The following is a 14031-nucleotide window of genomic DNA, read 5'->3' as shown; positions in this document are numbered from 1 at the left end:
CCGCCCGCGGGCTGGGGAGGCTCAGCGCGCGGCCGAGGCGACGACCCGCTGCAGCCGCTGGGCGAAGTGCATCGTGACGCCCTGCGCGTTGGCGTCGATGTAGAAGTGACCGCCCGGGTACTCGCTGTGGCCGAGGTAGGCCGGGCTGCGCTCCGCCCAGTGCTTCATGGCCTGCGGGTCCTCCTGGAGCGGGTCGGAGCGGCCCCCGTAGGAGGCCAGCGCGCAGCGGACCCCCGCCTTGTCGTCCACGTACTGGGCGGCGACCCTGAGGTCGGCACGCAGAGCCGGGACCACCAGGGCGAGCATCGCCGGGTTGTCGTAGATCTCGGCGGGGAAGGACCCCAGACGTTTGATCCACTCGACCAGTTCGGGCTCCGGCATCCGGCTCTGCTCCTCGGTGGGCGCGTACCAGCCCTCCGGCGACCAGCCGGACATACCGATCATGACGGGGGAAGGGCCGCCCTCCTCCTCCATCCGGATGGTCAGCCGGAAGGCGAGCTGGGCGCCGAGGCAGTGTCCGAAGAAGGCGAAGGGCCGGTCGTCGAGGTCGTCGAGCACTGCTTGGTGGAGGGCGTCGAGCAGCGGGTCCCAGTCCTCGTACGTGATCTCGTCACGGCGGTTGTGGCGGCCGGGCAGGGTCACCGCCTGGGCGGCGATGTCGGCCGGGAGCAGTTTCTCCCAGTCGCGGTAGATGATGGCGCCGCTGCCCGCGTGCGGCAGCAGGAAGAGCCGTACGGACGCGTCCGGGGACGGCTCGACGGGGTGGAACCACTGGCCTGTACGGGACATGTCCATGCCTATGGCACTGGTCACGATTTCGTTCCTCCATCGGTGAGGGTCCGGTCGATCTCACGCACTGCGGGGAGCAGCACCTCGGCGACTTCCTTCAGCTGCGTCTCCGGTTCGAGCGATCCGACCCGCAGGACGAGGTGCCGGGCGCCGGCGCGGACGTAGCCGCCGAGCCATTCGGCACATTGCTCGGCACTGCCCCAGCCGTAGGCCTGGATGGCCGACATCTGAGCCAGGGAGCGCCCGTAGTAGTGGCTGATGTAGTGCTCCAGCTCGGCCTTGGCGGCGGTGGCGTCGCTGTTGACGGTGACCGTCGCGTAGAGCGCGGGGGTCACGGCGCCGGGGTCGCGGCCCGCTTCGCCGGCGAGTTCGGCGATCCGACGGCAGGCCCGTCCGTAGGCGTCGGCGTCCGGCAGGAAGGGCAGCCAGCCGTCGTAGCGGGTGGCCGCGCGGGCGAGCACCTTCGGGGTGTCGCTGCCCGCAAGCCAGAGCGGCGGGCCGCCGGGCGCGGCGGGGCTGGGCAGCCGGTCCAGCCGGTCGGCCTGCCAGTACTTTCCCTGGAAGCCGGTGGGCCGGCCCGGTTCGCCCGCGGACCAGGCGGTGCGCCAGAGGTCGGCGATCTCGTCGAGGCGACCGACCCGCCCGGTGAAGGAGGCTCCGACCGAGGCGAACTCCTCCTCCGTCTCGGGCATCGGGAACCCGGAACCGAGGCCGAGGACCAGGCGGTCACGCGCGACATGGCCGAGGCTCGCCACCATGTTGGCGCCGATCAGCGGGTGCCGCAGGGCCGGGGTGAGGGCGGCGGTGCCGACGGTGATCCGCTCGGTGGCTGCCGCCGCGGCGGAGAGCACGACGAGGGGGTCGAGGCGCGGGCGGGCCGTCAGCGAGTCACCGGCCCACAGGGAATCGAAGCCGAGGCTCTCGGCCTGGCGGGCGAAGTCCAGGAGTGGGGCCGCCGCGTAGCTGCCGATGATGGCCTGCTCCCTGGTCGGGAGCAGGATTCCGATGCGCAGGGATCCGCCGGGGGGCTGCGGGCGGTGGGGGGAGAGCGCCTCGTCGATTGCTTGGCGCGCGGGTGTCCGCGCCCCTTCCGGGGCGGGGCCGGGCCGTTCGGCGTCCATGGGTGCCGTTTCCTCTCTTCGTTCTGCCGTCACTGCCGGTTCAGATCAGCGGGTCGCGTGCCGGGGCCGAGAGCTGCTGCCGAACGGCGCGGCGCAGGATCTTGCCCGACGGGTTGCGGGGCAGACTGTCGACGATGTGGTAGGTACCGGGGATCTTGTAGTCGGCGAGGCGGCCCCGCAGGGACAGCAGGAGCTCTCGGGGGGTTGCGGTGCTGCCGGGGCGCAGGACCACGGCGGCGTGCACCGCCTCGCCCCAGCTGGGATCGGGCAGCCCGACGACAGCGGAGTCCGCGACGGCGGGGTGCGCGGCGAGCGCCTTCTCGACCTCGGCCGGGTAGATGTTCTGCCCGGCGACGATGATGGTGTCGTTCATGCGGTCGCAGAGGTAGAGATAGCCGTCCTCGTCGAGGTAGCCGGCGTCCCCCATGTGCAGCCACTCCCCCACCAGGGTGCGGCCGGTGGCTTCCGGAAGGTTCCAGTAACCGAGCATCCGGGAGGGCGCCCGGACGCAGATCTGGCCGATGGTGCCGGGCGGCAGTTCGGCGCCGTCCGGGCCGACCACCTTCACCTCGTTGCCGGGGCAGGGCCTGCCGACGGACTCCAGGACCGCGCTGCCCGGGTAGTGGTCCTCGGGAGGCAGGCACACCGCCACGCTGCCGGTCTCGGTGCTGGCGTAGATCTGGGCGAACTCGCAGTCGAACGTCTCCAGGCACTGCTTCAGCAGCGTCTCGGACATCGGGGCGGCTCCGTAGCAGACCTTGCGCAGGGAAACGAACGCGTCCGGCCCCGCGGTCCGTTCGCCCGCCATCATCTGGAGCATGGCCGGCGCGGCGAAGGTGGTGGTGACCCGGTGGGTGCGGATCAGCCGCACCGCCTCCTGAGGGTCGAACTGGGGCATGACCACGCTGGTGCCACCGGCGTTGAACGTGTGCATGAACCAGCCGATGCCCGCGATGCCGAAGCCCGGCAGAGAGATCAGAGCGACGTCCTCGGGCAGCCAGTCGATCCAGGCGGCACCGTGTTCGCGCATCGCCCGCGGCAGAGTGAAGAAGCTGCGGTGGGCGAGGACGGCCCCCTTGGGCAGCCCGGTGGTACCGCTGGTGTAGATCTGCACGACCGGGTCGTCGGGTCCGGCACCGGACTCCAGATCGGTGTCCGGCCGGCTCGCGTACCAGGCGGGCAGCCCGGCACCGCGGGCCGGTTCCCCGTCGGTGTCGGTTCCGTCGATACGGATCACCGTGTGGAACTCGGGCAGGTGCGGGCGGACCTTCGCGGCGGTGTCCCAGAACTCGTCGTCGACGAAGACCAGGACGGCACCCGAGTCGCGCAGGATGTGGTCGACCTCGTCCGGGGTGAGTCGCCAGTTGACCGGGACCAGGACCGCGCCGGCCTTGGCGCAGGCGAGGATCACCAGGTAGTAGTTCTCCGACTCGCGCCCCAGATAGGCGACCCGGTCGCCGGGCCGTACGCCGCTGGCGCGCAGGGCGTGGGCGGCGCGGTTGCTCTCACGGTGCAGCTTGGCATAGGTGGTGATCCGGCCCTCGCAGATGATCGCCGCATGGTGCGGTCGGCTGCCGGCGTGGGCGCGGGAGGTGTGGTTGAGCGTCCAACTCATGTTGTCCGCGGTGGTCATGGTTGTCATGGGGTCCTCCCCGTTCGTCCGGGACGAGTCGTGCGGGGTCATGCCGCGGGGACCGGGCACAGTTGCCCGTCGAGGAAGTCGGCGAGCTGCCGCACCGTCGGGTGGTCGAAGGTGATCGAGGCGGCCAGCGGCAGCCGGAACGCCTGCTCCAGACCGGACTTGACGTTCTGGGCCATCAGTGAGTCCAGGCCGAGCGCGACGAACTCGGCGGACTCGTCCAACTCGTCGTCGGCCTCCATCTGCAGGACGGCGACGACCTTTTCCCGGACCACCTTGGTGATCAGGGCCCTGCGCTCCGGTGCGGGCAGGGCACCGAGCGAGGCGGCGTCGAAGCCGTCGTCGGCGGCGGCGTCGTGCCGCGCGAGGCGGTCGTAGAACTGGTCGCCGGTGGCGCTGCCGGCCACGTAGCGGTCCCAGTCGAACTCGCCCACCACCCGCTGGGTGCGCGGGCGGCCGCCCCACAGTCTGGCCAGGGTGTCCAGGGCCCGGGTGGGCGAGAAGAAGCGGACGCCGCTGCGTTCGATCTCGCGGCTGAGGTGCTCCTCCAGGCGGGCGGACATGCCGACCCTGGCCCAGGCACCCCAGTTCACGGAGAGCCCGGGCAGGCCCCGGCGGGTGCGCCACTCGGCGAGACTGTCGAGCCCGGCGCTGGCCGCCGCGTAGTGCCCCTGGGTGGCGCCGCCGAGGACCGAGGCGATCGACGAGTACGTCACGAAGAACTCCAGCTCCGGGAAGGAGCTCTGCGCGGCCTCGTGCAGCAGCCAGCCGCCGTAGGCCTTCGCGGCGAGCTGGGCGTCGATGGACTCCCAGGTCAGTTCGGCGATCAGCTTCTTGTCGTAGGAACCGGCCGCGTGGACCACGCCCCCGACCGGGTACGGTCCGGCCGCCACCTCGTCCACCAGCGTGCGCACGTCCTCGGGGAGGCTCACGTCGGCTCGTACGAGGGCGAGTTCGGCGCTCTCGGCGAGCTCCGCCAGGACCGGTGCGGCCTCCTCGGTGGGCTTGCCGCTGCGGCTGACCAAGGTCAGGTGCCGGGCTCCCAGGGCCACGAGCTTGCGGGCCGTGACGAGACCGAGCCCCCCGAGTCCGCCCGTGACGATGTAGGTACGGTCGGGGCGGACGGCGGCGTCGGTGGCCTCCTCGGCGTCCGCCGGGGGCCCGGCCTCCTCGGCGTGCGTGCCCGGCAGGTCCAGCCACACCTCGGCGGCCGGGTCGGTGAGGGCGGTACGCAGGGCCTCGCCCGTCTCGTCCAGACGGAAGTGCCGGCTCCCGTCGTGCGGGCCGGGGCGCGGCGCGAGCACGACCGACGCGGACGGGACGGTGAGCGTGGAGCGCAGGGTCCCCTCATGGCGAACGAGGACCTCGTCCCCCTCGGTGAACCCGGCGCCCTCACCCGCCGCGCGCACGATGCCGGTGGCCTGGCTGCCCAGCACGGGCGGGGGCTCCTCCTCCTCCCGTTCGGCACGGCCGGTGTCCAGCGCGGTCCGGGCGTCCTGATCGGTGAGGGCGACGGCGCGAACCTCGATCTGGACCTCGTCGGCGTCCGGCGCGCGGTCCGCGGCGGGCACCAGCGCCAGGTCGGAGAGGTCACCGGAGTCCGGGGCGCGCAGCTCGAAGCCGCCGCTCCAGGTGAGCGTCGCGTCGCCGGCGAGCAGCCGCCGGACGTAGCGCCTGCCCGGCCGGTGGGCGACCTGGTACTCGCCCGGGGTCTCGGCCGTCCACTCCGTGAGCAGCGGCTCGAGGTCACTGCCCGGGGCGAGGTCGACGAGGGTGGCGCGGTACTGCGGGTACTCGGTGAGCAGCACCCGTCCGAACCCCCACAGGGTCGCGGCGGCGAGGTGCCCGCCGTCGCCCGCCGGGTCGCCGGGGAGCGCCTGGGCACCCTCGGTCACCAGCCAGAGCCGGGGCGGCCGGGGCTGTCCGGCCGCGTCCATCGCGGTGACCAGGGCCAGCAGTTCGCGGTAGTTGTCCTCGCACTCGGCCCGCATCCGCTCGGCGGACATGGCTCCCGGCCGCTGCCGCCAGACCCGGCAGACGTCGGTGACGGTGGGGTCGTCGAGGGCCGCCTTGAGGTCGGTGGTGTCGGACAGCGTCGTCACCCGCAGGCCGGACTGCCCGGCCGGTGCGGCGGCCCGGCCGGGGGCCTGGTCGAGCAGCAGCAGGTGGCGGTCGCCGGCGGGGGCGGTCTGCGCCGGGAGGGCCCTGCGCACCCACTCGGGCCGGTGCAGGAACTGGCGGCGGCCGGTGCGGCCCTCGGGGCGGGCCAGGCGGACTCCGAGAAGTTCGGTGACCGGGTCGCCGTTCTCCAGGAGGAGGATGTCGGCGACCCGGCGGTCCTGGTCGCCGTGGACGCGGGCGAGGACGCGGAGCCGCTCCCCGCGGGGCTTGCGGAAGTGCCGTACGGAGGCGATCTCGCGCGGCTCGAACACCGGGCCCTCGGGATCCAGGACGACAGCGGCCTGCACCGCCGCCTCCAGGAGTTCGGCGGGCACGTGCTCGACCGCGGTGGCGTCGCGGCCGGTGAGCTCGCCTGTGACCAGTCCGTCCCGGTGCCGGGCGGCGCGCAGCAGCAGGCGCATGCGCGGGCCGTGCGGGCGGCCGACGGAGGCGAGGTCGGTGTAGATGTCCTCGTCGTCGATGTGCTGTCCGGCGGGCGTCAGCCCGGCGTCCAGCTCGGCCAGCTCGGAGACCGGCACGACCGGTTCGCGTTCGGCGGCGATCGTCGCGCTGGCGTGGATGTGCTCCTCGCCTCCGACGAGGGTGAAGACCTGCACGTCGGCGCCGCCGCCGGCGCGCGGACGCCACCGGGACGTCAGGGCCGTTACGGTCTCGGCGGTCGTGTGCAGTGGCGCGTGCAGCTTCAACTCGCGGATGGCGGCTCGGGTGTGTCCCCCGACCGCGTCCTGGAGCGCGAGGAGCAGATCGATGTACGCGCCGGCGGGAAGTGTCGTGCGTTCTCCGTCACCGAGGTCGGTCAGCGCGCCGAGGTCCTCGGAGGTGAACTCGGCCGTGAACTCCCGTACCCCGCTGGCGAACCGTTCCTCCGTGCCGAGCAGCAGGTGGCGGGCCCTGCCGCCGGCGGTGCCCGTGCGCCGGGCGCTGGTGGAGGGCAGCCAGTACCGCTTGCGCTGGAAGGCGTAGGTGGGCAGGGAGGTCTTCGCGGGGGTGGGGCGGTCCGCGTGGTAGTCGGCCCAGGAGACCGTCAGACCCGCGGCGTAGTACCCGGCGAGCGCGGCCAGGGTGGTGCCGGTGGAGCCGTCGCGGCGGCGCAGGCTGGCCAGCCACACGTGGTCCTCGGCGGTCAGGCAGCGCCGGGCGAGGGCTGTCAGGGCGGCCTGCGGTCCGATCTCGATCAGGGCATGGCGGCCACGCTGGGCCACCGCCCGGATGCCGGCCAGGAAGCGCACGGGTTCGCCGATGTGCCGCACCCAGTAGTCGGCGGTGCCGATCTCGCGGAGGCGGGCCGGCCGGCCGGTGACGTTGGAGATCAGGCTGATGGCCGGCTCGTGGAAGGTGATGCCGTCGAGGGCGGCCCGGAAGTCGTCGTAGACCTCGGTCATCAGGGGTGAGTGGAAGGCGTGCGAGACGGCCAGCCGGTCGACGCGGGTGCCCCGCTCCTGGAGGAGGGTGATGATCTCGTCGAGGGCGGCGGTGCCGCCGGAGACCACGCACTGGTCCGGGGCGTTCACCGCCGCGAGGGCCAGGTCCGGGTGGCCGGCGAGGAGGGGCTCGACGTCCTCGGCGGACGCGGACACGGCGGCCATGCCGCCCGGTGTGCTCACCGCCTGCATCAGCCGCGCACGGGCGGCGACCAGGGTCACTGCGTCCGGCAGGTCGAACAGGCCGGCCACGGCGGCGGCCACGACCTCCCCGATGCTGTGCCCGATGAGCACGTTGGGGCGCACACCCCAGGACATCCACAGCTTGGCGAGCGCGTATTCCAGGGTGAACAGGGCGGGCTGGGTGTACTCGGTGCGGTCGATCGCCTCCGGGTCGGCGGTGGTACCGAGCACCAGTTCGGCCACGGAGCGGCCCAGATGCGGGGCGAACAGCTCGTCGCACAGGTCGACGTGCTCGCGGAAGACCGGGAAACGCTCGTAGAGCGCGGCTCCCATGCCCGCGTACTGCGAGCCCTGGCCGCTGAACATGAATGCGGTCCTGCGGATGCCGGAGGGTCCCCCGTGCTTCTCCTCGGCGGCCGTGTCCAGCAGGTTCGCGAGCGCCGTGCGGTCGGCGACCGGGCCCGCGATGCGGTAGGGGTGGTGGGTGCGGGAGACGTTGGCGGTGTAGCAGAGCTCGTCCAGCCCCACGTCGGGCCGCTCGTCCAGCAGCTTGCGGTAGTTGCCGACCTGGGCGCTCAGGGCGGCGGCGCTCTTGGCGGAAAGGGTGAACACGGGAACCCCGGACGGGGCCGGCTCCGCGGGCTCCACGGGCTCCTGCGCGGCCGGGGCCGGCGCCTGTTCCAGGACCGCCGCCCCGATCGTGCCCGCGAAGCCGAAGCTGTTGACGACCGCGCGCCGGACCTCGGCCTCCCAGGGTTCGCACGCGGTGGGCACGCGCACCGGGTAGAGGTCCCAGGGGATGCGCCCGGACGGCGTCTCCAGGTTGAGGTGCGGGTAAATGGTCCCGGCCCGCATCTGGAGCACCGTCTTGATGACGCCCACGATGCCGGCCGCCGGCTCCATGTGGCCCAGGTTGGTCTTCACCGAGCCGACCAGCAGCGGTTCGCCGCTGGTGTGCGAGTCGGCGAAGGCGTCGCCGATGGCGCCGAACTCGATGGGGTCGCCGAGCGGGGTGCCGGTGCCGTGCGCCTCGACGTACTGGATGTCCCCGGGGGTCAGGTGTCCGGCGGCGAGGGCGGCGCGGATGACCTTCTCCTGGGCGGGGCCGTTGGGCACGGTCAGGCCCGCGCTGTCGCCGTCCTGGCCGACAGCGGTGCCTCGCACCAGTGCGAGGACGGTGTCGCCGTCCCGGGTGGCGTCGCTGAGGCGCTTGAGTACGACCACGCCGCAGCCCTCGGCGCGGGCGTAGCCGTCGGCGGCCTCGTCGAAGGTCTTGCACTGCCCGTCGGGGGACAGCATCTGCGCGTTGGAGAACATCACCGAGGTGCGCGGGTGGTGCAGGGCGTTGACACCGCCGCACAGCGCGATGTCGGTCTCTCCCGCACGCAGGCCCTGCACGGCGAGGTGGAGGGCGACCAGCGAGGAGGAGCACGCCGTGTCGATGCTCATGCTCGGGCCGCGCCAGCCCAGGAAGTACGACAGCCGGCCTGACAGCGGGAACATGGTGATGCCGGAGGCGAGGTTGCCTTCCAGCTCCTGGTACGGCAGTGAGTCCAGCTCCATCGAGTAGTCGATGGAGCTGGCGCCTATGTAGACGCCGCCGTTGCCGCGGCGCAGCGGTGTCGGGTCGATGTTGGCGTGCTCCAGGGCCTGCCAGGCCGTCTCCAGCAGCATCCGCTGCTGGGGGTCCATGTACTGGGCCTCCTTGGGCGAGATGTTGAAGAAGGAGGCGTCGAACTGGTCGATGCGGTCGAGGAAGCCGCCGGCCGAGGTGTGGATCTTTCCCTTGTCCTCCGGCGACTCGGGCGTGAACGCGGCCACGTCCCACCGGTCGCCCGGTATGGGCCCTATTCCGCTGCGTCCTTCACGCAGGAAGGCGTCGAACTCGTCGGGCGAGTTGCTGCCGCCGGGGAATCGCAGACCGATTCCGACGATCGCGATCGGCTCGGGCGCCTGCGCCGGCGCCCGGTTCGTCTCTTCCGTGTCGGATTCCGTACGCGGCATGGAACGACTCCTTGGGTCCTTGGCCTGATCGGTCAGCGGGTGGGCGGGGCGGACAGGGCGTCGGCCAGGTGATCCACGAGGTGGTTGACCGTCGGCTCGTTGAACAGCACGTTCACGTTGATGGACAGATCGAGGAGTTGCTCGAGGCTCTGTCGTATCTCGGTCAGCCGCAGCGAGGTGAGACCGAGGTCGAAATAGCTGATGTCGACGGGGAGGTCCTCCGACTCGTCCATGAGGAGAACGGCCTTGAACTTCCGTACGACGAGTGTCTCTATCTCGTCGGCGAGCTCGGTCCGCGGCAGTTCGCGCAGCCGCTGGGGCACGGTTGTCTCGGCAGGTGGCATGGCGGCCATGCAAGCAGCGGCGGCTGACGCCGCACTGACGGCCCGTCGGCCGGTGGCTGGATCAGTCCGGTGTCAGCGCCGAGTCAGATTCGGCTGCCACGATCGGTTTGCTTCGAACACCAATTCCTCGAAATCACTCGCCCATTCACGGAACGACCCGCACCGGAAGATCGAAAAGCAGACACGTTCCGATATTCGGAAAGGCTGATGATGCTTCGCGAAGCTGCGCAGGAGGAGAGTGCTCCGGCACCTTCCGGATTGAAGAGCTACGACCTCTACATCGCCGGCAAGGACGTCTCCGGGGACGGATGGGTATACACCGTCAGCGGGCGGTCCCTGCTGGAAGACGTCTTCACCAGTGTGAGTCTCAAGCGCTCCCTGGAGCAGGACCCGGACTCCGAGGCCGCCCAGCACCCCTACGTCGTGGGCCGCTGCGCGATCGCCGACGACGACGCCATCGACCTCGCCACGCAGGCCGCCGCGGCCGCCGCCTCGGACTGGGCGGCCGTCCCGCTGGAGCGGCGGATGCGGCTCGGTACCCGCTTCCGCGAGGAACTGATCAAGCACCAGGACGAGTTCCTCGAGATGCTCGTCGCCGAATCGCACCCGGTGAAGCTGGCCCGGTGGGAGCTGAGCTGCCTCCTGCAGATCTACGCCCCCGGCAGCCTGCGCTGGTACCGGAAGCAGATGCGGGTCGAGAAGGAGTACGCGGGCCGCAAGCTGATCCTGCAGCGCCAGCCGGACGGCGTGGTCGCCTTCAACCCGCCGCAGAACGCCCCGCTGCCCAGCGCCGCCCTGTGCGTGCTGGCCCTGATGGCCGGCAACAGCGTGGTGGTCAGGGCGCCGCGCAGCATCGCGCTGAGCACCATGTGGCTGCTGCGCGACATCGTGGCCCCGCTGCTCGAGGAGCTCGACGCGCCTCCCGGCGTGCTCAACGCGGTGTGCAGCAACCCCAAGCAGACGATGGACCGCTGGATCGCCGACCCTCTGATCAACGACATCTTCTACATCGGCGGCAGCCAGGAGGGCCTGCGCTTCGAACAGCGGTGCGTGGCCCACGGGAAGAAGCCGATCCTCGAGCTGGCCGGCAACGACGGCATCGTGGTGTGGAAGGACGCCGACATCAAATGGGCCGCCGAAGCCATCACCGAGTCGTTCTTCGGCTCCGGACAGATCTGCATGGTGCCCAACTACGTGCTGGCGCACCCCGACATCGCCGAGGCGCTGATCGCCGAGGTGCGCGAGCAGGTCAAGGGCATCCGGCCGGGCTTCCCGGAGGAGGAGGACGTCCTGCTGTCACCGGTCCGCCGCAGCGAGCGCTTCTTCCGGCTGCTGCGGCAGGCCCTGGACAACGGCGCCTCCCTGGTCACCGGCGGCCATCGCACCGAGCTCGACGGCACACCGTCGGAGACGGGCGTCTTCCTGCAGCCCACCGTGCTCCGGGTCGACGGCCTGGACCGGGCCGGCACCTTCGACGTGGTGCGCGAGGAGACGTTCTTCCCGCTCATCCCGATCGTGGTGGCCGAACGCGACAACGACGACGCGCTCCTGGAGTCCTTCCTCCGCTTCGTCAACTCCAACTCCTACGGGCTGCGCAACTCCCTCTGGTCGCGCTCCGACCACGTCATCGACACCTTCGTCCGGCGTGTCGTCAACGGCGGACTGCTGAAGGTCAACGACTCCCACATCGGCTTCCTGCCCTACCTGCCCAGCCACGGCGGCACCGGCCGCACCGGCGGAGCCTTCGGTGAGGCCAACTACCCGATGCTCAAGACCTCGCACGTCCAAGGGGTCAGCATCGCCCGCGACATCAGCCCCTACGACGCGGTCTTCGGCGCCTGAACGCCCGACCCGTCCGCCTTCCGGAGGTACCCCCGTGCGTTCCCTCGACACTGCTCGGGCCGTCTGCGAGCAATTCCACCCAGGTCTGCTCAAGGAAATCGAGCAGATCCCCTACGCCGTCCGGGAGCAGCCCGGCGGCCCCGTCATCGACCTGTTCCGCATCCACGGCGGGGTCGGCCTGCTGGTACCCGAGGAGTACGGGGGGCACGGAGCTGCCCCGCTGGACGCGCTGCGCGTCCAGCTGGCGCTGGGCGCCGTGTCCCCCTCGCTCGTCGCGGCCGTCTCCATGCACCACTTCACCGTGGCGATGCTCTACTCCCTCGCCGGCAAGGAGGGCCGGCTCACCTCGGCTCAGACCGGGTTGCTGCGGCGGATCGTGCCCGACCAGCAGGTGATGGCCTCCGGCTGGGCCGAGGGCCGCACCGAGCAGAACATCCTCACCCCGGCCGTCACGGCCCGGCCCGTCGACGGCGGATACCTGCTCTCCGGCGCGAAGAAGCCGTGCAGTCTCTCCCGTTCTATGAGTCTGCTCACCGCGAGCATCGCCATCCATCACGAGGACGGCACGGCCGAGCTGGCACTCGCCCTGGTGCCGGCCGACGCTCCCGGTCTGTCCGTCCACCCGTTCTGGGGCAACGATCTGCTCGCCGGCGCGGAGAGCGAGGAGGTGCGGCTGACGGACGTGTTCGTGCCGGCGGACATGGTCGTACGTGCCGGGGCGGACGACCCGCACCGGCTCGACGACCTGCAGACGGCCGGGTTCGTCTGGTTCGAGATGCTGATCTCCGCCGGGTACGCGGGCGGGGCCGCCGCGCTCGTCGAACAGGTGCTGGAGCGTGAGCGCGGCAGCGTCCAGGAACGGGCCGCCCTCGCCGTCGAGATGGACTCCGCCCTGGCGCTCCTGGAAGGCGTCGCGCGGGCGATCGGCCCCGAGACGGACGAGGAGTCGGTCGCCCGGGTCCTCGTCGCCCGCTACTCCGTCCAGAAGGCACTGCCGAGAATCGCCGGGCAGGCGCTGGAGCTGCTCGGTGGTCTGGACTTCATCCTCGGCTCCACCCACGGCCGGGCTGCCGCCGCCGTGCACGCCCTCGCCTTCCACCCACCGGGCCGCGGCGCCGCCGCCGAGCCGCTGCTGCGCTACTTCGACGGCGGCCCGCTGGTCCTGAGCTGAGTCGCCGCGCCGCGGGCAGCGGCCCCCACCACACTTGGAGTGAGAGATCAGTGACCGTTATCCAGGAAGCACCGGTCGAGAGCGAGGCGGAGATCCTCGGCCTGTACCGGGCCCATCTCAGCAAGGGCCGGGCCACTCTCGCCGAGCTGTTCGGCAGCCACATGGAAACGGCGTCCGAGGGCGCCTGGCTCACCACCAGCGACGGTGAGCGCTTCCTCAACGCGGGCGGGTACGGCGTCTTCATCATGGGCGCACGCCACCCGATCGTGATGGAGGAGGTGGAGCGCCAGCTGCGGACCCACCCCACCGCGACGCGCATCCTGCTGGAGCCCACCGTGGCCCGCGCCGCCGAGGCGCTCGTCTCCGTGATGCCGGAGGGCCTGGACCGCGTGCACTTCGCCCTGTCGGGGGCCGAGGCGGTGGAGACGGGCCTCAAGCTCGCACGGGCCGGCGGCCGCAAGCGGACCGTCTCGATGCGCGGCGGCTACCACGGCAAGACGCTGGGCGCGCTGTCCGCGACCGCGAAGGACGTCTACCAGGCGCCTTTCCGCCCGCTGATCCCGGACGTCGTGCACATCCCCTTCGGTGAGACCGACGCGCTGGAGGCGGAACTCGCGGCCCATCCGGGCGAGGTCTGCGTCATTCTCGAGCCCGTCCAGGGCGAGGGCGGCGTGATCATCCCACCCGCGGGCTACCTCAAGCAGGTCGAGGAACTCGTCCGCGCGCACGACGGGTTCCTGATCCTCGACGAGGTGCAGTCCGGTTTCGGCCGGCTCGGCGAGTGGTGGGGCGCCGACATCGAGGGCGTGGTGCCCGACGTGCTCCTCACCGGCAAGGCTCTCGGCGGCGGCGTGCTGCCGGTCTCCGCGGCCGTGGCGACCCGCAAGGCGTTCCGCCCCTTCGACAAGGACCCCTACGTCCACACCGCCACCTTCTCCGGCCAGCCGGTCCTGATGGCCGCGGTACAGGGTGCGATCCGGGCCGTGAAGGAGGAGCGCCTGGTCACCCGGGCCATGGACCTGGGTGCGCAGCTGCTGCCGAGGATCTCGGAGATCGCGTACCGCAACATCCCCGAACTCGTCGTGGGCGTACGCGGCCGTGGGCTGCTCATCGGTGTCGAGCTCGTCGAGGCCGGGCTGGCCGGCGAGCTGCTCATCGAGCTGTTCAACCACGGCGTGGTCGCCAACCACTCGATGAACGGCAGCTCGGTGGTGCGGTTCACCCCGCCCGCCGTGATGAGCGACACCGATGTGGAGTTCCTCCTGAACTCCTTCGACCTGGCCACACGCGACCTCGTCCGGGGCGCGGCCAAGATGCCGGAAGGCGGCAACTGATC

At 71.6% G+C, this 14031-nt stretch carries 8 protein-coding genes; 3 read left to right on the top strand and 5 right to left on the bottom strand.

Annotated features, from left to right (window positions below; all coding sequences use genetic code 11):
* Positions 1–21 precede the first annotated feature (21 nt).
* From ACZ7EG_RS20950 to ACZ7EG_RS20930, 5 genes are read right to left on the bottom strand one after another with little or no spacing between them, the layout of a single operon-like run.
* Entirely contained in the window at positions 22–789 is a 768-nt protein-coding gene (locus ACZ7EG_RS20950) for a thioesterase II family protein (RefSeq protein WP_471081850.1), read from the bottom strand.
* A 20-nt stretch (positions 790–809) separates the two neighbouring features.
* Complete coding sequence (locus ACZ7EG_RS20945; RefSeq protein ID WP_471080747.1) at positions 810–1910, bottom strand: LLM class flavin-dependent oxidoreductase; 1101 nt, start codon at positions 1908–1910, stop codon at positions 810–812.
* A 40-nt stretch (positions 1911–1950) separates the two neighbouring features.
* The gene (locus ACZ7EG_RS20940; protein WP_471081847.1) at positions 1951–3543 is read right to left on the bottom strand and encodes a fatty acid--CoA ligase; all 1593 of its coding nucleotides are present in this window, start codon (positions 3541–3543) and stop codon (positions 1951–1953) included.
* A gap of 47 nt (positions 3544–3590) precedes the next feature.
* Positions 3591–9338, bottom strand: a complete 5748-nt coding sequence (locus ACZ7EG_RS20935) for a type I polyketide synthase (RefSeq protein ID WP_471080744.1) — start codon at positions 9336–9338, stop codon at positions 3591–3593.
* A gap of 32 nt (positions 9339–9370) precedes the next feature.
* Positions 9371–9682 (bottom strand): acyl carrier protein, encoded by a 312-nt coding sequence (locus ACZ7EG_RS20930; RefSeq protein ID WP_471080741.1) that lies wholly within the window; start codon positions 9680–9682, stop codon positions 9371–9373.
* 210 nt (positions 9683–9892) lie between these two features.
* On the opposite strand from ACZ7EG_RS20930, the gene ACZ7EG_RS20925 reads away from it, so the two are divergent.
* The 3 genes from ACZ7EG_RS20925 to ACZ7EG_RS20915 are packed head-to-tail and all read left to right on the top strand — an operon-like array spanning position 9893 to position 14029.
* Positions 9893–11524, top strand: coding sequence for an aldehyde dehydrogenase family protein (locus ACZ7EG_RS20925; protein WP_471081844.1), 1632 nt, complete (start codon positions 9893–9895; stop codon positions 11522–11524).
* A 34-nt stretch (positions 11525–11558) separates the two neighbouring features.
* Positions 11559–12695 carry an acyl-CoA dehydrogenase family protein gene (locus tag ACZ7EG_RS20920; protein ID WP_471080738.1) on the top strand — a complete coding sequence of 379 codons (1137 nt, stop codon included), beginning with the start codon at positions 11559–11561 and terminating at the stop codon, positions 12693–12695.
* A gap of 50 nt (positions 12696–12745) precedes the next feature.
* Positions 12746–14029: an aspartate aminotransferase family protein gene (locus ACZ7EG_RS20915; protein WP_471080735.1), complete on the top strand. Its 1284-nt coding sequence runs from the start codon at positions 12746–12748 to the stop codon at positions 14027–14029.
* Positions 14030–14031: the final 2 nt, after the last annotated feature.

This window comes from Streptomyces sp. NPDC037100 (assembly GCF_055606225.1).
The sequence above is the reverse complement of the archived record's forward strand: the minus strand, read 5'-3'. Positions and strand labels throughout refer to the sequence as shown.